We start from the raw sequence: 23,773 nt of genomic DNA on the forward strand, positions 1-23,773 counted from the left end.
CTATGTCAGGGCGTGAACTCGTGCCCTCCCTCATGTCAGGGTGTGAACTCCGGCAGCGTCAGCGCCGAATGGGCCGGTCGCCCCTCCGCGGAGGGCAAGGTGCTGAGACGGCGCAGCATGTCGTTGCGCTCTGCCAGCGCCCGGGCGGTGGTCGGGAAGAGTGCCGCATCGCCCGCGCCGACCTGGTCCTGGTTCATGGTCACGAACTCGCGGGTGCCCTGCTCGTAGGCGGCGAAGCCCACGGCGTGGTCTCCTGCCCGCTCGGCCAGGGAACCGGCCAGCATGTACGCGCCGACGAGGGCGAGGCTGGAGCCCTGTCCGGTCAGGAACGAGGGGGCGTACGCGGCGTCGCCCACCAGCGCGACCCTGCCACCGGACCAGCGGGGCATGCGGATCTGGCTGACCGCGTCGAAGAACAGGTCGTCCGCGGTGCGCAGTGCGGCGAGCATGCCGGGTACTTCCCAGCCCGCGTCGGCGAAGACCTCGGCCACCAGATCCTGTTGGGCCTCGGGGTCGCGGAACGCGTCGAACGGCGGTTCCGGGCGGGCGAAGTTGAGGAAGGCATGCACCTCGTCCCTGTCCCCCACGGCGTCCCCCACCGCGTAGAGCGCCGCGGCCCTGCCGGGGCTGTTCCACATCATGAGTTCGTGGGAGAGACCGAAGGTGTTGCGCATGGTGAACCCGGCGAAGCAGTAGCCGAGGTAGCGGTGGAACTGTGCTTCGGGGCCGAAGAGCAACTCGCGGGTGTGCGAGTGCAGGCCGTCCGCGCCGACCACCATGTCGAACGTACGCCTGCCGCCCCCGCGGAAGGTGACGTCGACCCCGTGGCCGGACTGGTCGAGGGTGTCGATGGAGTCGCCGAAGAGGAACTCCACGTCGTCACGGACCGCCGCGTACAGGGCGTCGGCCAGGTCCCCGCGCCGCACCTCCAGGTCCTGCCCGGCGACACCGCCGGTGACGCTGTGGGGGCCCAGCGAGGCCACCATGCCGCCGTCCCCTTCGAGAAAGGTCAGCCGACGCACCTCGATGTGCGCGTCCCGCAGCCGCGGCAGGATGCCCATTTTTCGGACGACCTCGAGTGCGGTGCCGCGCACGTCGATGGGATAGCCGCCGGCACGCAGTGCGCCTGCCCTCTCGACCACCGTGACCGCGTACCCGTAACGGTTGAGCCAGTACGCGAGGGCGGGCCCCGCGATGCTCGCCCCGGATATCAGCACCGTCCGCCTCGGCGTGGTGCGGACGGCCCTCAACTGATCAGTGCGGCTCATTGCTTGACTCCTTTGCTCAGGGTGCGGGTGACGAGCAGGGACAGCGCCGTGACGGCGCCGGCTATGAGGAAGCCGGTGACGAAGGCCGATTCGGCCGGGACCTTCGAGCCGGCCGGGGTCCCGGCGGTGAGGATCGCGGCACTGATCTGCGCGCCCACGGCGTAGCCGAGCACGCGGGTCACCAGGACCAGGCTGGTGGCGATGCCGGTGTCGCCCTGGTCGACGGAGGTGGCGGTGCCGGTCACCATCGCCGTGACGCACAGGCCGTTGGCGAGCGCGACCATCGCCTTGCCGACGACGAGGTGCCAGATCTCGCTGTGCACACCGGCCAGGGCGATCAGGGAGACGACCATGAGGACGATCCCGGCGGTCACCACGGCACGCGAACCGAGACGCCGCACCCCGATCCCGCTGATCGGCCCGGCCAGCGACGCGGCCACGGCGCCGGGCAGCAGGAAGAAGCCGATCGCGGTGGCGCCGGCCCCGAATCCGTACGCCTCGGTGGGCACCGCGAACAGCTGCGGCACGAGATAGAGCGGCACCGAGGTGCCAAGGCAGATCACGAAGGTCAGCACGCACGCCTTCCACATCACCGGCCGGGCCAGCAGGCGCAGATCGATCATCGGTGAGGCCGCACGCCGCTCGACGACCGCCCACCCGGTCGCGCAGGCGACCAGGGCCACGAGGAGGGCGCCGAGCACGACCGGCCGCCTGCCGATCTCGGGCGCCCGCGCGAGCAGGACCATGAGCGTGATCAGCGTCCCGCTCAGGAGCACCAGGCCGGGCCAGTCGATCCCGGCGTCGTCCGACCGGCCCGGCGGGTCGTGCGGCATCAGCCGGTGCACCAGCACGGTGGACCCGAGGACCGCGATCGTCGGCAGCGCGAACATCCAGTGCCGGGACAGCCCTTCGGCCACGGGACCGGCCGACAGCGTCCCCGCCATCCCGCCGCCCACGAACAGCCCGCTGACCACCCCGATGGCCACCTTCGACTCCCCCTCGGGGAGGTGTTTGCGCACCACGATGAACGACAGGGGCAGCGCGCCCACCATCGCGCCCTGCAGCACCTGGCCGAGCAGCAGCACCGGCAGGTTCGGTGCCACGGCGGACACCAGGCCACCGACCGAGACCACCGCCATCAGCCGGACCAGGACCCGCTTGCCGCCATAGCGGTCGCCTAACTTGCCCGCCACCGGCGTGACGAGCGCGCCGGTGATGAGGAGCACGATGCTGAGCAACGCCCCCTCGGACGGACTCATGTCCAGCTCGCTCTGCAGGAGCGGGAGGGTCGGCACCACCACCGACTCCAAGGCGCCGGTGGCGACCGCCAGCATGCCGAGGGCCCCGACGGCGGCTCTTTTGATGCGGACCGTGGGGGCCAGAGTTGCGGCCATGGACGTCCCTTCCTTCCGTCAATGCCGGGTGCGGCATTCCGTAACTGCCGTTCGAGCAGGGTGGGTTGGGGAAGCGGCGCGCTGGAGCAAGTATTACACTACACCGTGCAGTGTAGGAGAGTCCGAGCGTTAGGATGTGGCCATGCCGACCACGAAGACACTGCGCGAGGGGTCCACGCTGAAGCGGGCCGCCATCCTCGCGGCGGCCCGCGAACTGTTCCTCGCCGACGGCTTCGACCGGACCAGCGTCGACGCGGTCGCCGCCCGGGCCGAGGTGTCCAAGCGGACGGTCTACGACTACTTCGGCGACAAGCGGACGCTGCTGCAGGCCGTCGTCGACACCATCGGCCAGTCACTGATCACCACGATCCGGCGCACCCTCGACGAGACCCTCACCGACCGCACCGACACCGACGGCCTGGAGGACGCCCTCGTCGCGTTCTCGATGCGCATCGCGACCGACATGCTCGGCTCGGCGGAGTACGCGACTCTGCAACGCCTGGTCCGGGCCGAGTCGGGCCATCTGCCGCACCGGGGCTACAACTCCATGGCCGACACCCCGGACGAGGCCATCGCCGAGCGGTTGGCCGCCTTCGCCGAGGCCGGGCTGCTCGACGTCCCCGACCCCCGGCTCGCGGCCGACCAGTTCATCGCGCTGGCCTTCGGCGTCGCACTCGACAGACTGGGTTCCGCGAACGCCGCGGAGGACGACCGCGTCCGGCCACTCGTCGTCGAGGGAGTGCGGACCTTCCTGCGGGCCTACCGCAGCGCGTAGCGGAACAGCGGCACGAACGGGAAGCAGGCGAGCCGCGAGGGCGGTGCGCTGTCAGGGGCTCTTGTACAGCCGTGTGACGCCCCATTACCGTCCCGATGTATCAACTTGATATATCGGGACGGCAGTTGTGGTCCCCCGACCGGTGCGGGAGAAGCGATGAGGGCGGTCGACTACGACACGGAGCAGCACCAGGACTATGCGCGCGGCCGTGCGCTCGGCGAGCGGCAACTGCGGGTGTGGATCGACGCGTTCGACGCCGCGCTGCCCGGACGGCGCCCGCTGGCGGGCCTGGACGTCGGCTCGGGGACCGGCAGGTTCACCCCGGCGCTCGCGGAGGCGTTCGGGCCGGTCGTCGGCGTCGAGCCGTCGGTCCGCATGCGCGAGGTGGCGCAGGCCCAGAGCCGGCATCCCGGTGTGCGGTATGTCCCGGGTGCCGCCGAGGAGATACCGGTGCCGTCCGACAGCACGGACTACGCGCTCCTGGGCTGGTCGTGGCATCACGTCCGGGACAAGCCGGGCGCGGTACGGGAGTTGGCGCGGGTGCTCAGGCCGGGCGGGCGGCTGCTCCTGCGGACGAACTTCAGCGACCACCATCCGCGGCCGTGGTGGCTGGAGCACTTCCCCGGCGGCTACGAGGCGGACGCCTCGATCTTTCAGCCGCTGCACGAAGTCATCGCCCTGTTCACCTCGGCGGGCTGGCGCGTCGTCGGCTTCGGCACCGTCACCGAACCGTCCACGGGCACCCGCGCCGCCGTGCTCGAACGGCTGCGCCTGCGCACGCTCTCGTTCTTCTCCCAACTCGGCCCCGACGCGCTGGAGACGGGCTTTCGCCGACTGGAGGAGGCCGTCGCCGCGGACCCCGACAGCCCGGCGCCCGTCTTCGACGAGCCGCTGCTCACGCTCCAGTGGAAGCCGTCGGGTCCATAGTCGGGTCCGTGGCACTCGGGGCGCCGTGGCCGCCGGGGCGCGGCGCCGGGCGGGACCGATGTGCATGCGCACACAGGTGGGGCGTCCTGGCGGATGACGGGAACCAACACCTGGGGTGGCAGCGTTGGTGAAAGGGACCCATAGCGCTCAAGGGGGGTGGGGCGACGTGCGTCGACACGCGCAGGCAACGCGGCGCCCGGCCGCAGCGGTGTTCGCCGCTCTGCTCGCCGCCCTCGCCTTCCTGCTGCCGTCCTCGTCGACGGCGCACGGGGAGCAGCCCGGGTCCGGCCGTCAGACGGTCGCGGCGCCGTCCCTCACGCGCGGCGAGAGCGCCGCGCATCTCGCGCCCGCCGTGGCGCGCCTCGCGTTCCAGGCGGCCGGTGCCCGCCCCGACAGCGCCCCGCCTCCCCCGTTCCTCGCCCTGGGCGCCAGTGGTTCGGCGCCGCACCGTGCGCTCGGCGGACCGTCCGTCCCCGTGCGTACGACGGGGCAGGCGACGCGCGTAGACGTCGCGGTGCCAAGGCCGCGCGGTCCGCCGGTCTCTCGATGGAGCACCCAAGTCCCGGTCGACGTCTGACCGTTCGCGCCCGATGTGCGGGGGTGCGGCAGACGTCGATCCCGTCTGCCTGCCCATCGGGAGAATCATGTCTCGCGCGCCCTTGTGGCGGGCGATCATCGCCCTCGGCGTGATCGCCGTCTCGCTCTACTTCGCCCTCACCCAACCCGCCCGCCTCGGACTCGACCTGCGCGGCGGCACTCAGATCGTTCTGGAGACCAAGGACTCGAAGAACTCAGGAAAGCTGGTCAAGGCTGATGCCGACTCCACGCAGCGCGCCCTGGAGGTGCTGCGCCACCGCGTCGACGCCCTCGGTGTCGCCGAGCCGAGCCTGACCCGCTCCGGCGACAAGCGCATCATCGTCGAGCTGCCCGGCGTACAGGACCCGCGCGAAGCGGCCAAGGTGATCGGCCGCACCGCGCAACTGACCGTGCACCCGGTCACCGGCGTCACGGACAAGAAGCCCGGCAAGAACCCCGACAAGACCCCTGGCAGGAAGACGGACGAGAAGGCTGACGGGGCGGATGCGTCCCGTGTCCTTCCCGACCCGAACCGCCCGGGCGCCTATCTCACGCTCGGGCCGGCCGTGTTGACCGGCGACGGCGTACGCGAAGCCCGCGCCGTGCTCGAACAGCAGAACCTCGCCGGCTGGACCGTCCACCTCGGCTTCCGCGACTCGGCCTCCACGGCATGGGCCCAGGTCACGGGGAAGGCGGCCTGCGCCGCACAGGGCGCGCCCGAACGGCGCGTCGCGATCGTCCTCGACGGCCGCGTCATCTCCGCCCCCGACGTCGACGCCGGCGTGCACTGCGGCACCGGCATCACCGGGGGCAGCACCCAGATCACCGGAGGCTTCGACCAGGAGGAGGCCAAGAACCTGGCCGCCCTCGTCAAGGGCGGGGCGCTGCCGGTGCCCGTCCACGTCGTCGAACAGCGCACCGTGGGTCCCACCCTGGGCTCCGAAGCCATCGACGCGAGCGCTCGGGCCGCGGTCATCGGCCTAGCCCTGACCACCCTGTTCATCATCGTGGTCTACCGGCTGCTCGGCGCCCTGGCCGCGCTCGCCCTCGCGCTGTACGGACTCATCTCCTACGCGGCGCTTGTCGCCCTCGGCGCCACGTTCACCCTGCCCGGGCTCGCCGGGTTCGTACTCGCCGTCGGCATGGCCGTCGACGCGAACGTCCTCGTCTTCGAACGGGCCCGCGAGGAGTATCTGGGGTCCCGCTCCACCCACCTCGACCGGCCGGTGCGCACCGGGTTCGCCAACGCGTGGAGCGCGGTCATCGACTCCAACGTGACGACGCTGCTGTCGGCCGGGCTGTTGTTCTTCTTCGCCATCGGCCCGGTCAAGGGCTTCGGCGTCACGCTGTCCGTCGGCGTGCTCGCCTCGATGGTCTCGGCGTTGATCATCACCCGCGTCCTCGCGGACTTCGCGGTCCGGCGGCGCTTCGTGCGCAAGCGGCCCGCCCTGACCGGCCTCACCGCCACCGGCCGGGTGCGGAGCTGGCTCGCGCGGCGCAACCCGCGCCTGGTGCACCACCGGCGGCGCTGGTTCGGCGCGTCCGCGCTCCTCATCGTCGTGGCGGTCGCCGGAATCGCCCTGCGCGGCCTGGACTTCGGCGTGGAGTTCACGGGTGGGCGCCTGGTCGAGTACAGCACCAGCAGGCCCGTCCAGGTCGACACCGCACGCGAGGCGGTGGCGGACGCCGGGTTCCCCCGCGCCGTCGTCCAGGAATCGGGTGACGGCGACATCTCCGTACGGACGGAGCGGCTCAGCGACGACGAGCAGCAGACCATCAGGGCGGCCCTCGCGGAACCCGGCGGCGAGGTGACCGTGGAGCGCGACGAGTCGATCGGCCCGAGCCTCGGGGACGAGATGCGGCACAAGGCGCTCATCGCCCTCGGGGTGGCCGTCGCCGCTCAACTGATCTATCTCAGCGTGCGGTTCCGCTGGACGTTCGCCACCGGCGCCGTCACCGCGATGGTGCACGACGTCGTGCTGGTGGTGGGCCTGTTCGCCTGGCTCGGCAGGCCCGTCGACAGCGTGTTCCTGGCCGCCCTGCTCACGGTGATCGGGTACTCGGTCAACGACACCGTGGTGGTCTTCGACCGGGTCCGGGAGAGCCGCCGCCGCGACCCGCGCTCCCCCTTGTTCGCCACCGCCAACAAGGCCGTGATCCAGACCCTGCCGCGGACCGTGAACACGGGCATGGGCGCCCTGTTCGTCCTGGCCGCCCTGGCGGTGCTCGGCGGCGACTCGCTCGCGGACTTCTCCGTCGCCCTGATCGCCGGCGTCCTGGTCGGCATGGCCTCGACGGTGAGCGTGGCGGTGCCGCTCGCGACGACCCTGGAAGAGCGGTGGCCCGCGCCGCCCCGGCGGCCCCGCGGCGACGTGCGGCCCGACGGGGCCGGTCCGCTGGACCGCAAGAGGCAGCGGGACACGGGCGCCGTCGTGTGAGACCGGCACGCCCTGCAGGCAGGATGACCTGCCTGCAGGGCGGCGTCAGGTGGGGAAGCCCGGCACCGCGTCGGTCCGGCGCGACCGCGCACGGCCCGCACGGACCGCACGGCTCGCATGGCGCAGACCGTCGGCACTCAATCCCGGTCGTCGGGCTGCCAGTTCGGCACGTGGGACGACGCCAGGTGCCGCCATGCCCGCGGGCCGCCGTCGAGGGGCCAGGCGCGGGTCAGCTCCGGGGACGTCGTCAGGTCGCGCAGATCCGTGGCCAGGCGTCGGCTCTCCACGGACATGCGGTGGGCCGCCAACGGGTCGCCCGCGGCGCGCTGTTCACCGAGGACGCGCATGCGGTGTTCGTACGCCGTCACACGCGGGCCCGCCGCCCACTCCGCCCAGCCCTCGGGGCTCGCCCGGCTCAGGACGAAGACGTCGGGGCGGGTCCCTTCCGCCAATGCTGCCGTGATGCGGTCGTGGCCGTCCAGCACGACCAGGGTGTTGAGGCCGCTGATCCACCACAGCACCGCCGGTGGCAGGACGCCTTCGCGGAGCTGTCTGCGATACGCCCGCACGCGCGCCGTGCCGGTCGGCGACAGCGTGCGCAGTGGGAGGACGTCACGGGCCTCCTCGACCGGGTCGCCGTAGCCGAACCATGTCAGGTGGCCTCGGGGCGGGTCGTACGAGAGGAAGCTGTCCCAGTGCGCGTCCACCGACCATGGGGGCATTCCGGACGTCAGCTGCCAACTACCGGCGTGGAGGGGGCCGTTCACCGCGATACGGAGCGCCTGAGCCACGTGGTGGGCCCAGCGTTCGTACCAGTCCTCCTGCGTGGGGCTTGCCTCGCGCAGGGCGCGGGCGGTCGTGGCGCGCGGGGGCGGCACGGGCGAGGTGCAGGTGTCCGTGCGGGCGTAGTGCACGCCGCGGTGGCTTGCTCGTTGCACGGCGAACAGCACCGGCGCCCCGCCCTGCCGCAGCACGAGGCGGCGGCCTTCGGCGGCTTCCACGCGGAGCGGCGGCGGCCGGTCCGGGCCGTTCACGTGCAGGGCCGTCTTCATGGTCGGGAACGGTAGCAAGGGGGTGCCATCAGCGGTTCCCCCCGGGCCTCTGGGGCCTGCGTGACGACCGGCGGTCGTACCCACTCACGACCGGTCGTCATACCCGCTGACGACCGGCTGTCATACCCGCGTGGCAGGCTCTCGCCCATGGATACAGGTGAGTTCTGGGATCTGGTCGAGCAGGCCCGGCGGCAGACGGATGACGTGACGGACACCGAAGCCATGGCCGAGGCGGCGACCGGCCTGCTGGCCGCCCGGCCGGTCGAGGACATCGTCGCTGCCGAGCAGGTCCTCGACCGGTTGCTCGCGGAGTCATATCGCGCGCCTCTGTGGGGCGCCGCCTACATGATCAATGGCGGGTGTTCCGACGACGGCTTCGACCATTTCCGCGGCTGGCTGATCATGCAGGGGCGCGAGGTGTTCGAGCGGGCCGTGGGCGATCCCGAAGCCCTGGCCGACTTGCGCGTCGTCCGCGACGCCGAGGCGGAGGGCTTCGACCTCATGTGTGAGGACGCGCTCGGCATCGTCTGGAACGCCCATCTGTCCGCCACCGGGCATGAACTCCCCGCCGCCGCACCGACGGACGGCCTCCCGGAGCTCGACCCCGCGTGGGACTTCGACTTCGACGACAGCGACGAGCTCGCCCGGCGGCTCCCGCGTCTCTCCGCCCTCTTCGAGCTGGAGCACTGACGGGCGGCGACGGGCGACGGGCCGCGGGACGTCACGGACACGGCCGGTCCGTGGCCGCCAGCACCCGCCAGGTCCGGGCGCCGATGTCTGCCGGTGTTCCGTCCAGGATCCGGGCCGTGCGCGTCGGCGGGTCCAGAGTGACGGTGGCGAGACTGGCCCGGCGTCGGCCGAGGGGCCCCGCCGGGTCGGGGAGCCAGGTCACCGGAGGCTCGCCCGCTCCGGTGATCAGGAGGGAGGCCAACGCGTCCATGCCGTCGGGGAGTTGTGTGATCTCGGCCAGGCGCGCGGCCGTGAAGGCGCGGCGTCCGCAGGAGTCCGGCTGATGGAGCCAGGTCTTTTCGTCGGCGGTGAGGGAGCGGGTCAGGGAGTGATTGGTCCGTGGGAGCGGGTCCGTGCCCGTCCGGTCATGCGTGCCGGTGGGGGCCTCGCCGGGGTGGTCGTGGTGGCTCAGCGTCTCGATGTGACGGGCCGTCACGATGACGTCGGCGTACGCAGGTTCCTGCCTTTCGTGGGGGCTTCGGCGGGCGCGGCGAAGCCGATGGTGCGGAGGGTGCGGGCCAGGCCCCGATAGACGAGGGCGGCGACGCCCATGCCGACCGGGACGGTCGGGTCCACGCCGCCCGTCGCGGTGGCGAGGAGGCCGGTCCAGAGGGTGGCGCTCACCCACATCAGGGCGGCGAGTCCGCCGGTGAGCAGGGCGGACAGGCCCGGCCAGTGCAGGCCGCCGCGGTACCAGAAGGGGCCGCCGCGCTGCTGCTCGAGCAGCTCCTCCCCGTGGTAGCGGTTGCGGCGCAGCGCCAGGCCCGTGGCGGCCACCGCCATCGCCATCGCCGGTCCGGTGATGACGACGATGAGCCGGAGCATCGTGTTGACGCTGGTGAGGAAGTCGAAGACGAGGATCGCCTAGAGCGTCATCGCCGTGCCGAGAGCACCGATCACGAGGACCGCCGGGATCCGGGTGATGCGCACGCCCACCGACCGGATGGAGAGGCCGGTGCTGTGTGCCGTCATCCCGTTGTTCGCGGCCGTGTTGGAGTGACCCACGATGCGCTGGCCGCGCTGATCGACGCGGGCGAATTCGGGAGCGGCGCAGGGGAATTCACGACCTCGCCGACCTGGTCACCGAGACGGCCGAGTCCAGGCTGGGGCTGCCCCGGGGACACTCCGTGACCGGGCGCGGGCACATGGGGTGGAGTGAAGTCCTGCGCCTCCAGGGCGAGTTGCGTGTGCGCGGGACGACATTTCCATTCTTCGTGACACATACAAGTTGTGACGCTCCGTCAGCCACTCAAGAAGGCTGCAATGAACACGGATTCTCGTCCAATTACGAACCATTCTTGAGGGATCACGACGAGGCGCCCTGACGTGGATCACGCAAAGCTCCTTATTGCGCAGAGTTGGCAATAAGAGAAATCCGCGCGCGCTGGCCAATCGGCCCCAAAAGGCTGGATGTTGGTATGTTTCTTGGCAGGTGGCGGCCCGATTCTTCGAATCGTCCGGCCGCCCCGCGTTCCACTGCTCGGAACGAACAGTTGAACTGACGCGTGGCGCTGCCGAGTCATTCGGAATTCGAGATTCGGAATCGACAATTCGGCGACTCTGTCGATGTGCTGCTCTCGCCGCAATCGCGGAACTGTGCCACCGTCATGCCCCTGCTGTTTCGTGCACTTCCCGAACCGAATGACGGCTCTGCCGTCACCGAGTCATGCCCTTTTCGCTTCCCCAACCGATGAACGGGGGTTCATTGTCATGACGAGTTCGATCGAAAAGCCCGTCGTCGCCGAAAGGCCCATGGCCGAAGCGACGGCGAGACCACAGAGCGGCGCAGCGGTTCTGGTCCGCTCCCAACGGAATTTCGAGCCGGCCATCGACGGTCTGCGCGCGCTCGCGACGTTCATGGTCGTGTTCGCGCACACGGCCCAGTGGACGGGCAGCCTGGTCGACAGCACCGGAAAGGAAGGCCCGTTCGCGCCGGTCATGACCGGCTTCCTCTCCGCCATACCGATCTTTCTGATCGTCAGCGGCTATCTGCTCTACCGGCCCTGGGTCGACGCGGCCCTTGGTGGCCGCAGCCGCCCCAAGGCGACGCACTACTACTGGCATCGCGTTCTGCGCATCTTCCCCGCCTACTGGCTGTTCATCCTGACCGCGCTCTTCGTCTTCGACCGCGACGGCATGAGCGACACCTGGCGCACGGTGCGGCTGCTCACCGTGCAGCACGTGCAGCACTGGGCGGACCTGCGCTCCGACCCCGGCGAGCTGAGCAACTGGGCGCAGACCTGGAGCCTGGCCACCGAGGTCCACTTCTACCTGGCCCTGCCCGTGGTGGCGTTCGTCCTGCACCGGATCCTGAAGCTGCGGCACGGGGTGCGCGCCGCCCTCGTCCTGCTCGGCGGCATCGTCGTGGCCGACTTCACCTGGCTGTTCGTGACCACCCCGTCGAGCCCGCTCGCCCCGCCCCACCTGTGGTGGCTGCGCGGCTACCTGGGCTTCCTCGCGGCGGGCATGGCCCTGGCCATCCTCGCCGGGCAGGCCGCGACCGGCCGGGCGTCCGGCTTCGCGCGGCTGGTCGGCCGCCACCCGTGGGCGTGCTGGGGGCTCGCCCTGCTTGCCTTCGCCGTGGCCAACACCGACCACGCCGGCAGCATCGCCTCGATCACGCTCACCCAGAGCGAGGTCACCATCAAGTACATCTGCCATCTGGTGATCGCGGTCGGGCTCGCGGCGCCCCTGATCCTGGCCCGGGGCCGCGGTCCCGAACAGCTCCTGTCCAAGCCGCTGCCACTCTGGCTCGGACGCCATTCGTGCGGGGTGTTCCTCTGGCACCTGATCGTCCTGCAGGTGGCGGTGCGCCACCTCATGGGCGGCCACTTCGCCCAGCTGGGCACCGGGGCGTACTTCGTCCTGCTGCCGTTCGTGCTCGTGCTGTCCATCGCGGCGGGCTGGGCCTCGTACACCTTCGTCGAGCGGCCGGTCATGCGCCGCTTCCGCATCAAACCGCTCGTGGAGGACACCAAGCAGCGACACAAGCAATGACACAAGCAGTGACAACGGCCTGAACCGGGTTCGCATGGGTGGTCTGTGTGCAGGCCACCCATGCGACCTGCATCTTTCTTCCGGCCGGGGGCTCAGGAGCGCGGGAGCCCAGGAGCGCGGGAACACGGGAACCTAGGAGCTGCGCCGCATCGCCACCGCGACGCCCGTCGCGATCCCCGCGATCACCAGCCCGATCCCGCCGAAGATCAGCGGCAGCAGCCACAGCGAGGCGAAGCCGTTGATGCGCGCGTCCTCGGGGGAATCGGCGCGGTACAGCACCTCGACCCGGTCCCCCCTCTCGTACGACGGCGGATTGGAGCCCGTCGGGCTGCGGAACGTGCGTGTCCCCCTCGCTGGTCCGAAGCGAGGGGGACGCTGTCTCAAAGGCCCTGGTCGCAGACCTCCGCCCCCGGCTGGTCGGCCGCGCGGACCGGACGTTCGGGGCCACGGGTGACGATGTGGAGGAAGAGGGCGCCCATGACGATCACGCCCGCCCACATGGCCTGCTGCCAGCCGTCGACGAACGACTGCTGGGCGGCGTGGACCAGGTCCGGTGCGTGGGGGCCCGCCGTGCGGGAGGCGTCGATGGCGTTGGCGACGCCCTCGCGCGCGGTGTCGGCACTGTGGCGGGGGACGCCGTCGAGGCGGGTGTCGATGGCGTTGCGGTATCCGGCGGACAGGAGTGCGCCGAGGAGCGCGACGCCGAGCGCGGTGCCGAATTCGCGGGTGACGTCGTTCAGGGCCGAGGCCACGCCCTGGCGTTCCTGCGGCAGCGAGCTGGTGATGGCCTCGGTGGAGGGGGTCATCGCCAGGCCCATGCCGAGACCCATGGCGAGCATGCCGGGCAGGACGGAGAGGTAGCCGCCGTCGACGGAGACGGTGGCGGCCATCAGGGCGAGACCGGCTCCGGCCAGGGCGATTCCCGTGGCCATCGTCGCCCGGGGGCCGACCCGCACGGCCAGCTTGGGGGCGAGGCCGGAGGCCAGCATCATCAGGACGGCCATGGGCATGAGCGCCACGGTGGACAGCAGCCCCGACCAGCCCAGGACGGCTTGGAAGAAGGGGAAGAGGACGACGAAGATCCCCGCCTGGACGCCGAAGACGGCCAGGAGCGTGATCGACCCCCCGGCGAGACCGCGCTCGCGGAACAGGCGCACGTCCAGGAGTGCGGCGCCCCGGCGGCGCAGCTCCCAGGCCACGAAACCGGCGCCCGCGACGGCCCCGGCGGCGAGGCCGGCGAGCGTGACGGGCGCACCCCACCCGCGCTCGGGGCCCTCCTGGAGGAAGAAGATCAGCCCGACCACGGCGACGACGGAGGTCAGGGCGCCCACGGTGTCGTACGCGTGGCGGGCGTTCTCACGGGAGTTGGGGACCGAGCGCAGCGCCATGGCGAGGGCGACGCCGACCAGGACGACGGGCAGCACGAACAGCCAGCGCCAGTTCGCCACGTCGACGAGGGCGGCGGAGAGGAACATGCCCAGGATGCCGCCGCCACCGGCGACTCCGGTCCACACGCCGATCGCCCGGCCACGCTCCTCCTCGGGGAACGTGGAGGTGATGACGGCGAGGGTGATCGGCATGATCATCGCCGCGCCGACTCCGCTCAACAGCCGTGCGGCGAGCATGACTTCGGACGACGGGGCGAGTCCCGCGACGGCGCCGGCGACGCCGAAGAGGAGCAGCCCTGCGATGAGCATGGGCTTGCGGCCGAAGCGGTCGCCGACGGCGCCGAGCGGCAGCAGCAGCGCGGCCAGGCTCAGCGTGTAGATGTTGATGATCCACAGGATGGTGCTCTGGGTGGCGCCGAACTCGACGGCCAGGTCGGGCTGGGCGACGTTCAGCCCGGACACCGAGGCGATGACGGCCATCAGCGCCACGCACACGGCGATGAGGATCGTACGGCGCTGCCGCGCGTCCGGCCCGCTCTCGGCGGCTGCACCGGCTGGGCCGGTGGCCGCCCGGGGGGACTGGTTCACGCTCATGGGTTCCTCTCGACAAGGCGTCAAGCCATCAACAGGGCAGGGGGGGATCGGCGCCGGTCCGGTCGGGAAGGCGGCGCTGGTACGGCGTGGGTACGGGGAGGGCCGGACGGGCCCCGCGGCGGTGGGAGCGCGCGGCGGGGCCCGGGCGGCTCAGGCGGCGCGGTGCGCGGCGCGGGGAGCGGTGTCGGTGTCGGCTGTGGCGAGGAGGGCGGCGTCGGTGTCGGCCGTGGCGAGGTCGGCGTTCATGCGGGCGCCGGCCAGGGCGCCCGCCGCCGCGGAGGCGCCGACCTGGGCCATCAGGTCGGTGGCGTTCCCGGCGACCCACACACCGGGGACCTCGGTGCTGCCCGCCATGCCGGTGGCGAAGTGGCAGCCCATGCCGCCCGGCAGGTCCTGCGTCGGCAGCTTCAGTTCCTCCAGCCCTTCGGTGCGGGCCTGCATGCGCGTGGCGACCCCGAGGACGCGGCGGGCGACGCGCTTCCCGTCGGCCAGGCGCACGCCCGCGACAGTCCCGTCGGCGGCGGCTTCGACCTCGGTCACCTGGGTGTCGACGACGCGGATGCCGCGTGCGGCGAAGCGTGCCCGGGTGTCCTGGTCCAGCTCGGTCCCGCGGGTGAAGTAGACCAGGTCGTCGGTGAGTTGGCGGAACAGCAGCGCGTGGTGGACCGAGGCCGGTCCCACCGCGAGGATCCCGATGGGCTCGTCCCGCACCTCCCAGCCGTGGCAGTACGGGCAGTGCACCACGCCGTGCCCCCAGTGCTCGGCGAGACCCGGGATGCCGGGCAGCTCGTCGCGCAGCCCGGTGGCCACCAGCAGGCGCCGCGCCCGCACGGACCGGCCGTCGGCCAGCGCGACGGTGAAGCGCAGGTCGCCGTCGGCGGAGGCGGCGGCCGGGGCCGCGGCGGTCACCTGCCCGGACACGACCAGGCCGCCGTAGCGGCGGACCTCCTCGCGGCCGGTGGCCAACAGCTCGGCGGGCGGCGTGCCGTCCAGGCCGAGCAGGCCGTGCACCCCCTCGGCGGGTGCGTTGCGCGGGGTGCCGCTGTCGATGACGACGACCGAGCGGCGGGAGCGGGCCAGCGTCAGGGCCCCGTTCAGACCGGCGGCGCCGCCACCGATCACCACGGCGTCCACGGTCTCGTCCGGCAGCGCGTCGGTCGGCTGCGGAGCGGTGGTCGTGCGCGGAGCGCTGGTCGCGTGCGAAGCGGTGGTGACAGCCATGACGTCGTCCCCTTTTCGTTGCTCCGGCGTTCTCGGTGCCGGATCGGTACGGGTCCCACGCTAAGCACGCCTTGCGGCGGGGACATACAATCTTGCCTATGACGCAAGAAGACGGAGATCTGGACGGCCTGGTCCGCAAACGCATCCGCGCGCTGCGCGTCGCCCAGGGCTGGTCCCTCGAGGAGCTCGCGACCCGCGCCAACGTCAGCCAGTCGACCCTGAGCCGCATCGAGAACGGGCAGCGGCGCCTGGCCCTGGACCAGCTGGTCACGCTCGCCCGCGCCCTGGACACCACCTTGGACCAGCTGGTCGAGAACGCCACGGACGACGTGATCTCCAGCCCGACCATCGACAGCGCCCACGGACAGATGCGCTGGTCCATCAGGGCCGACCCGGGCATGAGCGTGGTGCGCCAGCGCATGACCGAGCCGCCCCCGGACAACCCCTCGCGGCTGCGCGCCCACCCCGGCCGCGAATGGCTCGTCGTCCTGTCCGGCACGGCGGTCCTGCTGCTCGGCAACCGGCGCTTCCGGGTCGAGACCAATCAGGCGGCGGAGTTCCCCACCATGCTTCCGCACGCGATCGGCACTGCGGGCGGCCCGTGCGAGATCATGGGCATCTTCGACCGGGACGCCCGGCGGGGACATCAGCGCGGCGAGGAGTGAGCCGACGGGCCCCGCCCAACCGGGCCCGCCAACTGCCCCAGGACTCGGCTACGTTGCCCGGATGAGAGAGATCATTCTGATGTCCGACCCCCGGGTCGCGGCCGTCCCGGTGCAGGAGTGCGGCGAACGCCTCGTCGACGTACGACAGGAGAGCCGGCTGCTGGCCGACACCGACGGGCGCGAACTCGACCTGGGCACCCCCATGAACGCCAGCCCGGAGGAGAGCTCCGGCACCTGCTACACGGGGGCGCCGGGCGTGAGCGCGACCGCTCGGCGGCATCGCGGGATCCTCGGGGCCGCCCTGGAGAGCGCGGGGCTCGTCAACTACCCCACGGAATGGTGGCATTGGTCGTTCGGCGACCGGTACTGGGCGCTGCAGACGGGCGCCCCCGCCGCGCTCTACGGACCCGTGGAGCGGTGAGCGGCGAGAGGTCGGCGGCGGACGGTGGGCGGTAGCCGGGCTACCCGGTGAGGTTGAGGGTGAAGTCCTCGTGGTCCCCCACGTCGAAGCCGCGGAAGCCGCGGGGGCTGCCGCCCGAGACCGACGGCTTCCAGCACCGGTTGAACGCCTGGTCCGGGACCTGGGTGACGAACTGGCCCGCCCAGACCGGGCCGTTCACGGCCTCGCCGACGAAGAACCACTGGGGACCGTACTTGTTGACGCGGTTGGCGTAGACGAGCGCGCACCGGCCCGGGTCCAGGCCCCACCAGCCCATGATGTGCGGGCCGGTGTCGCGGAGGCAGGTGTCGTCGTAGAAGCCGATGGCGACGTAGACGCGGGCGGAGTAGCGGTTGCAGATGGTCAGGCCCATCAGGCGGCGCCCCCGTCCCGCGGCTGGTCGGCCCCGCCCTGCGGGTCAGGGGCCACGCCCTGCGGGTCGCCGGTTTGCGGGGCGTCCGCGCCCTCCGCCTCCGCGCCGTCGTCGACGATGCCCGGCGAGTACCACGCCTCGCCGTGGCGGCGGCCGGACCTGGCCGCGTTCTCCTCGACCGGTCGGCCGACGGGTTTGTCCCCGATCGCTCCCCGTGGCGCCACGTCCCGTTCCGCGGCGCCGGGCTCCGTCTCCTGTGGATCGCCCATCTCGCACCCCCTGTACGGCAGTTGCTGCGCTCCGTGCGTCGGAGAATGGCAGGTGTGGGGCCGTGCGGGAAGCTTTGGGCGGTACTAAACCGGTTTGCGGGCCACCACGAGGCGCCAGTTGGGGCTGCCGTCGGGGCGGCGGCCGAACTCCTCCAAGGGGTGGAGCGCCACCGTGAAGCCCGCCCGCGCCAGGTCCTCGCGCACACCGCCGAGCGGGAACGTCCGGTAGTACATGACGAAGGTCGGGCGCCACAGCAGGTTGCGCACGCGCATGGCCACGTCGAAGCCGAGGAGCGTCCAGTAGAGCGGGTGGCGGCGCAGCGGGGGTGCGCCGACGGGGAAGGCGAAGAGACCGCCGGGGCGCAGGGCGCGGTGGACTCCGGCGAAGAGGGCGGGCCGTTCGGAGGGCAGGAAGTGCCCGAACGCACCGAAGCTGACGGCCAGGTCGAAGGCCGGGGCGAAGGGGAGGGCGCGGGCGTCGGCGCGCACCCAGGACAGGGCCGGCACCTGAGACTCGCCGTCCGCCGACTCACGCGCGGCGACCAGCATGCCCGCGCTGAAGTCGACGCCGGTGACCCGCTCCCGGCACAGCGGCCGCAGCACCCGCGTGCCCGCGCCCGTGCCGCAGCACACGTCCAGGCCGGAGCCGAACGGGCCGAGCGGGCGCAGGGTTTCCGCGACCGCGTCGAGCATCCGGTCGGGCGTGCGGAACGGGGTGTGGTCGAACTTGGGGGCGAGCAGGTCGTAGCCGTGCTCGATGGAGGAGAGCGCCTGCACGGTGAGCTCGCGGAGCGTGGGTCCCTGGCTGGTGAACACCGGGCCCAGGTTACGCAGGGGGCCGACGCGCCGAATCCGGGGCGCGCCCCGGCGCACCCCGGCCCGCAGCCGCTCGGAGAGCTCCGGTCACGGCACCCCCAATGGTTCCGCTCGCCCCGTGCACGCCGATGCGCGGGCATTTCCTGACTGATCCTCCGGGACGGAATGAAGGGAACAGACGGAACAGACAGAACAGATGGAACAGACGGAAACAGTCCACGGGCACCGGAGGAACATGTGCCTCAAGACGTCGAGTTCGCCATGCCCTATCCGCGCAAGGTGGCGCCGGATCTCTCCACTGCGCTCCCGCGTCACATGACCTGGGCGACGCATCACGCCCTTGTGTCGGGCGACGACGCCACCGCCATGTACCGCTTCTCGCAGCACGCCGAGGTCGGCGCCTGGTTCTGCCCCTCCCCCGAGACGGAGCAGGACCTCGACCTCCAACTCGACATCAACGGCTGGTACTTCGTCTTCGACGACGCCTTCGACGTACCGGCGGGCCGCACGCCCGATACGGCGGTGTCGATCTGCCTGCAGCTCATGGAACGACTCGGCACGCCTCCCGGCGACACCGGCCCCGCCGCATCGCGACCCCGCTCTCCCTCGCGGACTGTCTGAGCGTGCGCCGCCGGTCCGTCGGTGTCCTGCCCGACTTCGACATGCGTGAGTGCATCGGCCCGTACGAGGTCCCGGCGCCGGCCTGGTACAGCAGCCACCTGGAGAAGATGCGCATCAGCACGGTCGAGCACGTCATCCTGGTCAACGACGTCTGCTCGCTGGAGAAGGACGAGGCCCGCGACGACCTCAATCTCGTACGGCTGCTGCAGCACCGGGGCTGGCCCGCGACGAGGCCGTGGCGCGGGCCGTGTCCATGGCCGACGCCCGGATGAACGACTTCCGGAGCCTCGGGCACGGTGTCCCGCAGTTGTGCGACCGGCTGACGCTGTCCGACCACGACCGTGCCGCCGTCGGGCGCCACGTCGACAGCATGGTCGACATGCTGTCCGGCAACTACCACTGGAGCCGCAGCTGCGGCCGCTACAGCCCCGAAGCCGCCGCCCACCTCTCCCCGGACCGCCCAGGTCTCCTCGCCCTGCACGGTCTCGCGCCCTGATCGCGGTGCGCTGCCTCAGAGCCGGATCCCCCTGTCCGAGCCGGCCGTCCGACAGGCCCCGGCCCACCCCGGCCCACCCTGTTCCAGCCATCTCCCCCACCCCCGGGCCCGCTCGCCCTCCCCCGCCCGTAAGCGCGTTGATGTCCCCTGCGCCTGGCAAGGGCCTCTTCAGCCGGGGCCCGTGCGTGGGTGCGGATGGGTGCGGATCCCGGCCGGTCGGGGCCGGGCGGGCTGTCGGGGGTGGTGGGCCTCCGGTAGACGTGCAGCTACCCATCCGCCCCCCTGCGCGCTCCCCCAGCGCACAGACCTGCCCTCCAGGAGACTCGCCCGATGACCGCAGGCCGGACCGGCACGATGCAGAGCCAGATCGCCAACGCCCCGACAGGGCCCCGTCGCGGGCCCGCGTCGGGCAAGACCCGGTTCGACGACATCTACGACCAGCCCGACCCGCGCGCGTACTTCCGCAGGCTCGCCCCGTTCCAGTACGAGATCCCGCACCACGGGCAGCAGGTCTTCCGGCGCGACCGGTCCGAGCGGGGCAAGCTGCCGGGGGCCGCCGGTCCCGTCACGGTGCTCGACCTCTGCTGCTCGTACGGGATCAACGCGGCGCTCCTCAACCACCGGCTGACCCTCGCCGAGCTCTTCGCCCACTACACCAGCCCCGCGGCGCTCGCCATGTCGCGGGCCCAACTGGTCGACCATGACCGGGAGTTCTATGCGGCGCGGCGACTGCCCGACGCCGCCCCCGTCATCGGGCTCGACACCGCGCCGAACGCGCTGCGCTACGCCCTGGACGTGGGTCTGCTCGACGCCGCGTACGCCGAGAACCTGGAACACCACCCGCCCAGCGACGAGTTGCGCGACGCGGTCGCCGAGACCGGGCTCATCACCGTCACCGGCGGCATCGGCTACATCTCCCACCGCACCTTCGACGCCCTGCTGCGCTGCGCCCGCGAACCGCTCTGGGTCAGCGCCTTCGTGCTGCGCACCGTCCCGTACGAGGAGGTCGCCGCCTGCCTGGACGGCCATGGCCTGACGACCCGGACCGATCGCCGACGCACCTATCCCCAGCGGCTGTTCACCAGCATGGCCGAGCAGCGCGGCGCCGTCGAACAGGTGCTGCTCGCGGGCGAGGACCCGGCCGAGCTCGAGGCCGAAGGCCGGTATCACACACGGCTGTATCAGTCGCGGCCGCGCGGGACGGCGCGCTGACGGCCCGGCCACCCGGCCGTACCGCAGCCGTCGCCCCGCCCCACCCGTCTCTCAGCTGCTGACGAACCGGCTCGCCCTCTCAGCTGCTGAAGAACCGGCTCACCAGCTGCGCGAACCTCTCCGGCCGCCGCGCGTGCACCAGATGCCCCACCGGCACGGTGATCGCGCGGCAGTCGGGGATCGCTGACGTCAGGTCCGGGATGCGGTCCTGGGGCATGGTGCTCTCGGGGCCGCCCGCCACGTACAGGGTGGGGGCGACGATCTCGCCGAGGCGGGCCGCCCACTCGGGGTCGGGCTCGCTGAGCCGGCCCTTGATCGCGGGGACCACCGGCCAGTCGAAGGAGAGCGGGCCCTCGGGGCGGACCGCCGGGCGCGGGGCCCGCGGCCAGGGCGGGGGCGCCTCCTCCAGGACCAGGCGCTCCACCCGGTCCGGGTGTTCCTGGGCGAGCAGGTACCCGACGACGCCGCCCATGGAGTGGCCGACCAACCCCACGCGGTCCAGGCCCAGTTCGTCGAGGAAGCCGAGCACGTCGTCGCGCATGAGCTCGAAGGTGTACTCCCCCGGCCAGTCGCTCTCCCCGTGTCCGCGCAGGTCGAGCGCGAAGACCCGCCACTCCTGGCCGAGCAGCTCGCCGACGCGCTCCCAGTCGGCCGCGGACTCGCCGAGCGCGTGCAGCAGCACGACCGGCGCGCCGCCCTCGTCGCCCCACGTCCGGTAGGCGAGCCGCACGTCGCCGACGTCCACCACTGATTGATCGTCCATGGCCCCGACCGTACCCGGCGGGGACGGTCGTGCCCGCCATCGAGGCTGGGCGTCGGCGCAGCCCCGAGGCAGCCACCGCCGCGGCTACTGCCGTGGCCACCGCCACCGTCACCGCCACTGGATCACACCAATTCTGTTGGGGCCATTGAGCGTTGAAGTGACCCCATGCTAGAAAGCGCTTGCCGTCCCGGCCGGCCGGACGCACCAGACGCACACCAGGCGATACCCCTCCCTCACTGCTCACTCCCCCTCCCCCTCACTGATCACCGCAGAAAGGGATCTCCCTCATGCGCACACGCCATCCCTGGTCCCGCCGCGCCTTCCTCCTGACCTCCGGCGGCAGCGCCGCCGCGCTCGCCGCCACCGGGCTGCTGCTCGCCGGGGAGGCCCCGGCCGTCGCGCAGGAGGCGCCGGAGGCCGAGGACCCGTATGCCGCTCTCCGGGCGACCTGGCGCACCCTCATACTCGGCGAGGGCTTCAGCCCCACCGCCGAGCCCTTCAAGACCCGTCTCGCCGAACTCGGCTCACTGGCCAAGGAGTTGCGCGCGTCCATGGCCCCGGCCGAGGGCTCACTGTGGCCCGATGCCCCGTACCACGACCCGGAGCCGGACACCGACCAGGAGTCGTACGGCTACTCGGCCAACATGGTCACCGGCTACACCCGGCTGCTCACGCTCGCGCAGGCGTACGCGCAGCCCGGCACGGGGCTCACCGGCGACGCCGGACTCAAAGCCGATGTCCTCGCCGGGCTCGATCACCTCTGCACGCAGATCTACAACGAGAGGCAGGCCCGGTTCGGGAACTGGTGGAGCTGGCAGATCGGCGCTCCGCAGGCCCTGCTCGACCTGTGTGTGCTGATGTACGACGCGCTGTCCGCCGAGCAGATCGCCGCCTACTGCGCGGCCGTCGACCACTTCGTGCCGGACTCCGCGGTCGGCAGCTACACCGGTACCAGTACCGGGGCGAACCGCGTGGACCTGTGCCGGGTGCTGGCGCTGCGCGGCGTCGTCGGGGGCAAGGCGGCGAAGATCGCCCTGGCGCGCGACGCCCTGTCGCCCGTCTTCCCGTATGTGAGCAGCGGCGACGGACTGTACGTCGACGGCTCGTTCATCCAGCACACCACCGTCCCCTACACCGGCTCCTACGGCTCGGTGCTGCTCGGCGGGCTCGGCATGCTCTTCGCGCTGCTCGCCGACTCCGAGTGGGAGGTGCAGGACCCGAAGAAGCAGATCGTCTTCGACGCGGTCGAGAAGGCGTGGGCACCCTTCCTCTTCAACGGGCTCATCATGGACGGCGTCGCGGGCCGTGCGATCAGCCGGGGGCTCGCCGTCGCCGATGTGAAGAAGATCCAGGCCGACGACCACCGGCGCGGCCATCCGATCCTGGCCGCCATCGCCCTCCTCGGCCAGGGCGCCTCGGACGCCGAGAACGCGCGCTGGCGGGGCCTGGTGAAGGGCTGGATGCGGCGCGACTACTACAGCCCGCCGATGCAGGACCTCTCGCTCGGGCTGACAAGTCTCGCCCGTCTCAAGGCCGTCGAGGACGACGCGTCCGTGGCCGCCGTGCCGGAGCCGGCCGGGCACCGGCTGTTCCCGGGCATGGCGCGGGCCACGCACCGCCGCCCCGGCTGGGCGGCCGCGATCAGCATGGCGGACCGGCGCATCACGTACTACGAGACCGGCAACGGCGAGAATCTGCACGGCTGGCACACCGGCAACGGAATGCTCTACTGGTGGGGCGACACCTTCGCCAACGGCCAGTACAGCGACGCCTTCTGGCCCACCGTCGACCCGTACCGGCTGCCCGGCACCACCACCTCCCGCAAGGTCCTCGCGGACGGGGCGGGCGGCGACTGGGGCGTGGCCCTGCCGGACGTGGAGTGGGTCGGCGGCAGCACGGACGGGAAGCGGGCCGCGCTCGGCCAGCACCTGAAGGGGCTGCAGTCGACGCTGTCGGCGCGCAAGTCGTGGTTCTGCCTCGACGACGAGATCGTCTGCCTCGGCGCGGGCATCAGCTCCGCGGACGGCGCGGCCGTCGAGTCGGTCGTCGACAACCGCAACCTCGGGTCCGCGGGCACCGCGCCGTTCACCGTGGACGGCGCCGCCCAGCCCACCGAGGCCCCCTGGTCCGCGACGCTCTCCGACGCCCGGTGGGCGCACCTGGACGGCCACGGCGGCTATGTCTTCCCCGGTGGCGCCACCGTGCGGGCGCTGCGCGAGCAGCGCACCGGCACCTGGCGCGACATCAACAAGGGCGGCACGACCACCGAGCTGACCCGCGCCTACCTCACGATGTACGTCGACCACGGCAGCGACCCGAAGGACGCCGACTACGCGTATGTGCTGCTGCCGGGCGCGAGCACGCGGCGGACGGCGGCCCGTGCGGCGGCGGGGCGCGCACGCCTGCGGATTCTCGCCAACTCGGGTTCACAGCAAGGCATTTGGGTCCCGCCGATCGGCCTCACCGGGGTCAACTTCTGGGCGGGCGGCACCGTCGGCCCCCTCACCGCGGACGCGCCCTGCTCGGTCCTGGTCACCGAGCGGTCCGACGGCACGGCCACGCTCTGCGTCAGCGACCCCACGCGTGCCCGGAACGGGCTCACGCTCACCTGGCGGCGACCGGTCCGGGCGGTGACCTCGGCGCCGGACACCGTCACGGCAGCGCAGACCGGATCGTCCCTGAAGCTCACCTTCGGGGATCTGAGCGCCGCTGCGGGCGCCACCCAGAAGATCACTGTCCGGCTCGGCTGAAACGGGAGGC

Annotated in this window: 25 protein-coding genes; 13 read left to right on the top strand and 12 right to left on the bottom strand. The window is 72.0% G+C overall.

Annotated elements, in window-relative coordinates:
* Positions 1-35 precede the first annotated feature (35 nt).
* Both ACFWYM_RS10270 and ACFWYM_RS10275 read right to left on the bottom strand, forming a co-directional pair.
* Positions 36-1,268, bottom strand: coding sequence for an FAD-dependent monooxygenase (locus ACFWYM_RS10270; protein ID WP_384833031.1), 1,233 nt, complete (start codon positions 1,266-1,268; stop codon positions 36-38).
* Positions 1,265-2,662, bottom strand: a complete 1,398-nt coding sequence (locus tag ACFWYM_RS10275) for an MFS transporter (RefSeq protein WP_384833034.1) — start codon at positions 2,660-2,662, stop codon at positions 1,265-1,267. Before ACFWYM_RS10275 ends, ACFWYM_RS10270 begins: the two co-directional genes overlap by 4 nt.
* A 142-nt stretch (positions 2,663-2,804) precedes the next feature.
* On the opposite strand from ACFWYM_RS10275, the gene ACFWYM_RS10280 reads away from it, so the two are divergent.
* The 4 genes from ACFWYM_RS10280 to secD all read left to right on the top strand — a co-directional run bounded on the left by ACFWYM_RS10280 (position 2,805) and on the right by secD (position 7,378).
* On the top strand, positions 2,805-3,437 hold the full coding sequence (locus tag ACFWYM_RS10280; protein WP_384833037.1) for a TetR/AcrR family transcriptional regulator: 633 nt from the start codon (positions 2,805-2,807) through the stop codon (positions 3,435-3,437).
* 156 nt (positions 3,438-3,593) lie between these two features.
* A complete protein-coding gene (locus ACFWYM_RS10285) occupies positions 3,594-4,364 on the top strand; it encodes a class I SAM-dependent methyltransferase (protein WP_384833040.1) in 771 nt (256 codons plus the stop codon).
* A 166-nt stretch (positions 4,365-4,530) separates the two neighbouring features.
* Positions 4,531-4,941 carry a hypothetical protein gene (locus tag ACFWYM_RS10290; RefSeq protein WP_384833043.1) on the top strand — a complete coding sequence of 137 codons (411 nt, stop codon included), beginning with the start codon at positions 4,531-4,533 and terminating at the stop codon, positions 4,939-4,941.
* A 67-nt stretch (positions 4,942-5,008) separates the two neighbouring features.
* A complete protein-coding gene (gene secD / locus ACFWYM_RS10295; RefSeq protein ID WP_384833046.1) occupies positions 5,009-7,378 on the top strand; it encodes a protein translocase subunit SecD in 2,370 nt (789 codons plus the stop codon).
* Between the two features lie 137 nt (positions 7,379-7,515).
* Here secD and ACFWYM_RS10300 read toward each other — a convergent pair whose 3' ends face one another.
* Positions 7,516-8,430: a hypothetical protein gene (locus tag ACFWYM_RS10300; protein WP_384833049.1), complete on the bottom strand. Its 915-nt coding sequence runs from the start codon at positions 8,428-8,430 to the stop codon at positions 7,516-7,518.
* 147 nt (positions 8,431-8,577) lie between these two features.
* Here ACFWYM_RS10300 and ACFWYM_RS10305 point away from each other — a divergent pair, with 147 nt between their 5' ends.
* Positions 8,578-9,120, top strand: coding sequence for a DUF4240 domain-containing protein (locus ACFWYM_RS10305; RefSeq protein ID WP_384833052.1), 543 nt, complete (start codon positions 8,578-8,580; stop codon positions 9,118-9,120).
* 31 nt (positions 9,121-9,151) lie between these two features.
* Here the strand turns inward: ACFWYM_RS10305 and ACFWYM_RS10310 are convergent, their stop codons facing one another.
* The gene (locus tag ACFWYM_RS10310; RefSeq protein ID WP_384833054.1) at positions 9,152-9,595 is read right to left on the bottom strand and encodes a hypothetical protein; all 444 of its coding nucleotides are present in this window, start codon (positions 9,593-9,595) and stop codon (positions 9,152-9,154) included.
* Entirely contained in the window at positions 9,592-9,984 is a 393-nt protein-coding gene (locus ACFWYM_RS10315; protein WP_384833057.1) for a cytosine permease, read from the bottom strand. Before ACFWYM_RS10315 ends, ACFWYM_RS10310 begins: the two co-directional genes overlap by 4 nt.
* Positions 9,985-10,869: 885 nt before the next feature.
* Between ACFWYM_RS10315 and ACFWYM_RS10320 the strand changes: the two genes are divergently transcribed.
* A complete protein-coding gene (locus tag ACFWYM_RS10320) occupies positions 10,870-12,156 on the top strand; it encodes an acyltransferase family protein (RefSeq protein WP_384833060.1) in 1,287 nt (428 codons plus the stop codon).
* A gap of 132 nt (positions 12,157-12,288) precedes the next feature.
* On the opposite strand, the gene ACFWYM_RS10325 is transcribed toward ACFWYM_RS10320, so the two are convergent.
* From ACFWYM_RS10325 to ACFWYM_RS10335, 3 genes are all read right to left on the bottom strand, one after another.
* Complete coding sequence (locus ACFWYM_RS10325; RefSeq protein ID WP_384833063.1) at positions 12,289-12,654, bottom strand: DUF3592 domain-containing protein; 366 nt, start codon at positions 12,652-12,654, stop codon at positions 12,289-12,291.
* On the bottom strand, positions 12,537-14,138 hold the full coding sequence (locus ACFWYM_RS10330) for an MFS transporter (RefSeq protein WP_384833066.1): 1,602 nt from the start codon (positions 14,136-14,138) through the stop codon (positions 12,537-12,539). Before ACFWYM_RS10330 ends, ACFWYM_RS10325 begins: the two co-directional genes overlap by 118 nt.
* A 150-nt stretch (positions 14,139-14,288) precedes the next feature.
* On the bottom strand, positions 14,289-15,359 hold the full coding sequence (locus ACFWYM_RS10335) for an NAD(P)/FAD-dependent oxidoreductase (RefSeq protein WP_384833069.1): 1,071 nt from the start codon (positions 15,357-15,359) through the stop codon (positions 14,289-14,291).
* Positions 15,360-15,457: 98 nt separating this feature from the next.
* On the opposite strand from ACFWYM_RS10335, the gene ACFWYM_RS10340 reads away from it, so the two are divergent.
* Together ACFWYM_RS10340 and ACFWYM_RS10345 are read left to right on the top strand one after the other, a co-directional pair.
* A complete protein-coding gene (locus ACFWYM_RS10340) occupies positions 15,458-16,024 on the top strand; it encodes a helix-turn-helix domain-containing protein (protein ID WP_384833072.1) in 567 nt (188 codons plus the stop codon).
* 61 nt (positions 16,025-16,085) lie between these two features.
* Entirely contained in the window at positions 16,086-16,445 is a 360-nt protein-coding gene (locus ACFWYM_RS10345; RefSeq protein ID WP_384833075.1) for a M15 family metallopeptidase, read from the top strand.
* Positions 16,446-16,485: 40 nt separating this feature from the next.
* Here the strand turns inward: ACFWYM_RS10345 and ACFWYM_RS10350 are convergent, their stop codons facing one another.
* The 3 genes from ACFWYM_RS10350 to ACFWYM_RS10360 all read right to left on the bottom strand — a co-directional run bounded on the left by ACFWYM_RS10350 (position 16,486) and on the right by ACFWYM_RS10360 (position 17,921).
* Positions 16,486-16,836 (bottom strand): DUF1036 domain-containing protein, encoded by a 351-nt coding sequence (locus ACFWYM_RS10350; protein ID WP_384833078.1) that lies wholly within the window; start codon positions 16,834-16,836, stop codon positions 16,486-16,488.
* Positions 16,836-17,105, bottom strand: coding sequence for a hypothetical protein (locus ACFWYM_RS10355; protein ID WP_384833081.1), 270 nt, complete (start codon positions 17,103-17,105; stop codon positions 16,836-16,838). Before ACFWYM_RS10355 ends, ACFWYM_RS10350 begins: the two co-directional genes overlap by 1 nt.
* A gap of 84 nt (positions 17,106-17,189) precedes the next feature.
* Positions 17,190-17,921, bottom strand: coding sequence for a class I SAM-dependent methyltransferase (locus ACFWYM_RS10360; RefSeq protein ID WP_384833083.1), 732 nt, complete (start codon positions 17,919-17,921; stop codon positions 17,190-17,192).
* A gap of 237 nt (positions 17,922-18,158) precedes the next feature.
* Between ACFWYM_RS10360 and ACFWYM_RS10365 the strand changes: the two genes are divergently transcribed.
* The 4 genes from ACFWYM_RS10365 to ACFWYM_RS10380 all read left to right on the top strand — a co-directional run bounded on the left by ACFWYM_RS10365 (position 18,159) and on the right by ACFWYM_RS10380 (position 20,250).
* Positions 18,159-18,542 carry a hypothetical protein gene (locus tag ACFWYM_RS10365; protein ID WP_384833086.1) on the top strand — a complete coding sequence of 128 codons (384 nt, stop codon included), beginning with the start codon at positions 18,159-18,161 and terminating at the stop codon, positions 18,540-18,542.
* Between the two features lie 2 nt (positions 18,543-18,544).
* Complete coding sequence (locus ACFWYM_RS10370) at positions 18,545-18,814, top strand: terpene synthase family protein (protein ID WP_384833089.1); 270 nt, start codon at positions 18,545-18,547, stop codon at positions 18,812-18,814.
* On the top strand, positions 18,796-19,038 hold the full coding sequence (locus ACFWYM_RS10375) for a hypothetical protein (RefSeq protein WP_384833092.1): 243 nt from the start codon (positions 18,796-18,798) through the stop codon (positions 19,036-19,038). The genes ACFWYM_RS10370 and ACFWYM_RS10375 overlap by 19 nt, the downstream gene beginning before the upstream one ends.
* 330 nt (positions 19,039-19,368) lie before the next feature.
* Entirely contained in the window at positions 19,369-20,250 is an 882-nt protein-coding gene (locus ACFWYM_RS10380; protein WP_384833095.1) for a hypothetical protein, read from the top strand.
* 79 nt (positions 20,251-20,329) lie between these two features.
* On the opposite strand, the gene ACFWYM_RS10385 is transcribed toward ACFWYM_RS10380, so the two are convergent.
* Positions 20,330-21,013, bottom strand: coding sequence for an alpha/beta fold hydrolase (locus ACFWYM_RS10385; protein ID WP_384833097.1), 684 nt, complete (start codon positions 21,011-21,013; stop codon positions 20,330-20,332).
* 287 nt (positions 21,014-21,300) lie between these two features.
* On the opposite strand from ACFWYM_RS10385, the gene ACFWYM_RS10390 reads away from it, so the two are divergent.
* Positions 21,301-23,763: a polysaccharide lyase 8 family protein gene (locus ACFWYM_RS10390; RefSeq protein WP_384833100.1), complete on the top strand. Its 2,463-nt coding sequence runs from the start codon at positions 21,301-21,303 to the stop codon at positions 23,761-23,763.
* Positions 23,764-23,773 lie beyond the last annotated feature (10 nt).

This window comes from Streptomyces sp. NPDC059009, assembly GCF_042740175.1.
In the GTDB taxonomy this organism is placed as follows: Bacteria; Actinomycetota; Actinomycetes; order Streptomycetales; family Streptomycetaceae; genus Streptomyces.

Bases quoted from the DNA above. Each gene is read 5' to 3' on its own strand.
- ACFWYM_RS10390 (WP_384833100.1), top strand. From the start codon at position 21,301: ATGCGCACACGCCATCCCTGGTCCCGCCGCGCCTTCCTCCTGACCTCC.
- ACFWYM_RS10375 (WP_384833092.1), top strand. From the start codon at position 18,796: ATGGCCGACGCCCGGATGAACGACTTCCGGAGCCTCGGGCACGGTGTC.
- ACFWYM_RS10280 (WP_384833037.1), top strand. From the start codon at position 2,805: ATGCCGACCACGAAGACACTGCGCGAGGGGTCCACGCTGAAGCGGGCC.
- ACFWYM_RS10385 (WP_384833097.1), bottom strand. From the start codon at position 21,013: ATGGACGATCAATCAGTGGTGGACGTCGGCGACGTGCGGCTCGCCTAC.
- ACFWYM_RS10380 (WP_384833095.1), top strand. From the start codon at position 19,369: ATGACCGCAGGCCGGACCGGCACGATGCAGAGCCAGATCGCCAACGCC.
- ACFWYM_RS10340 (WP_384833072.1), top strand. From the start codon at position 15,458: ATGACGCAAGAAGACGGAGATCTGGACGGCCTGGTCCGCAAACGCATC.
- ACFWYM_RS10305 (WP_384833052.1), top strand. From the start codon at position 8,578: ATGGATACAGGTGAGTTCTGGGATCTGGTCGAGCAGGCCCGGCGGCAG.
- ACFWYM_RS10355 (WP_384833081.1), bottom strand. From the start codon at position 17,105: ATGGGCGATCCACAGGAGACGGAGCCCGGCGCCGCGGAACGGGACGTG.
- ACFWYM_RS10300 (WP_384833049.1), bottom strand. From the start codon at position 8,430: ATGAAGACGGCCCTGCACGTGAACGGCCCGGACCGGCCGCCGCCGCTC.
- ACFWYM_RS10320 (WP_384833060.1), top strand. From the start codon at position 10,870: ATGACGAGTTCGATCGAAAAGCCCGTCGTCGCCGAAAGGCCCATGGCC.
- ACFWYM_RS10285 (WP_384833040.1), top strand. From the start codon at position 3,594: ATGAGGGCGGTCGACTACGACACGGAGCAGCACCAGGACTATGCGCGC.
- ACFWYM_RS10270 (WP_384833031.1), bottom strand. From the start codon at position 1,268: ATGAGCCGCACTGATCAGTTGAGGGCCGTCCGCACCACGCCGAGGCGG.
- ACFWYM_RS10330 (WP_384833066.1), bottom strand. From the start codon at position 14,138: ATGAGCGTGAACCAGTCCCCCCGGGCGGCCACCGGCCCAGCCGGTGCA.
- ACFWYM_RS10275 (WP_384833034.1), bottom strand. From the start codon at position 2,662: ATGGCCGCAACTCTGGCCCCCACGGTCCGCATCAAAAGAGCCGCCGTC.
- ACFWYM_RS10350 (WP_384833078.1), bottom strand. From the start codon at position 16,836: ATGGGCCTGACCATCTGCAACCGCTACTCCGCCCGCGTCTACGTCGCC.
- secD (WP_384833046.1), top strand. From the start codon at position 5,009: ATGTCTCGCGCGCCCTTGTGGCGGGCGATCATCGCCCTCGGCGTGATC.
- ACFWYM_RS10345 (WP_384833075.1), top strand. From the start codon at position 16,086: ATGAGAGAGATCATTCTGATGTCCGACCCCCGGGTCGCGGCCGTCCCG.
- ACFWYM_RS10315 (WP_384833057.1), bottom strand. From the start codon at position 9,984: ATGCTCCGGCTCATCGTCGTCATCACCGGACCGGCGATGGCGATGGCG.
- ACFWYM_RS10335 (WP_384833069.1), bottom strand. From the start codon at position 15,359: ATGGCTGTCACCACCGCTTCGCACGCGACCAGCGCTCCGCGCACGACC.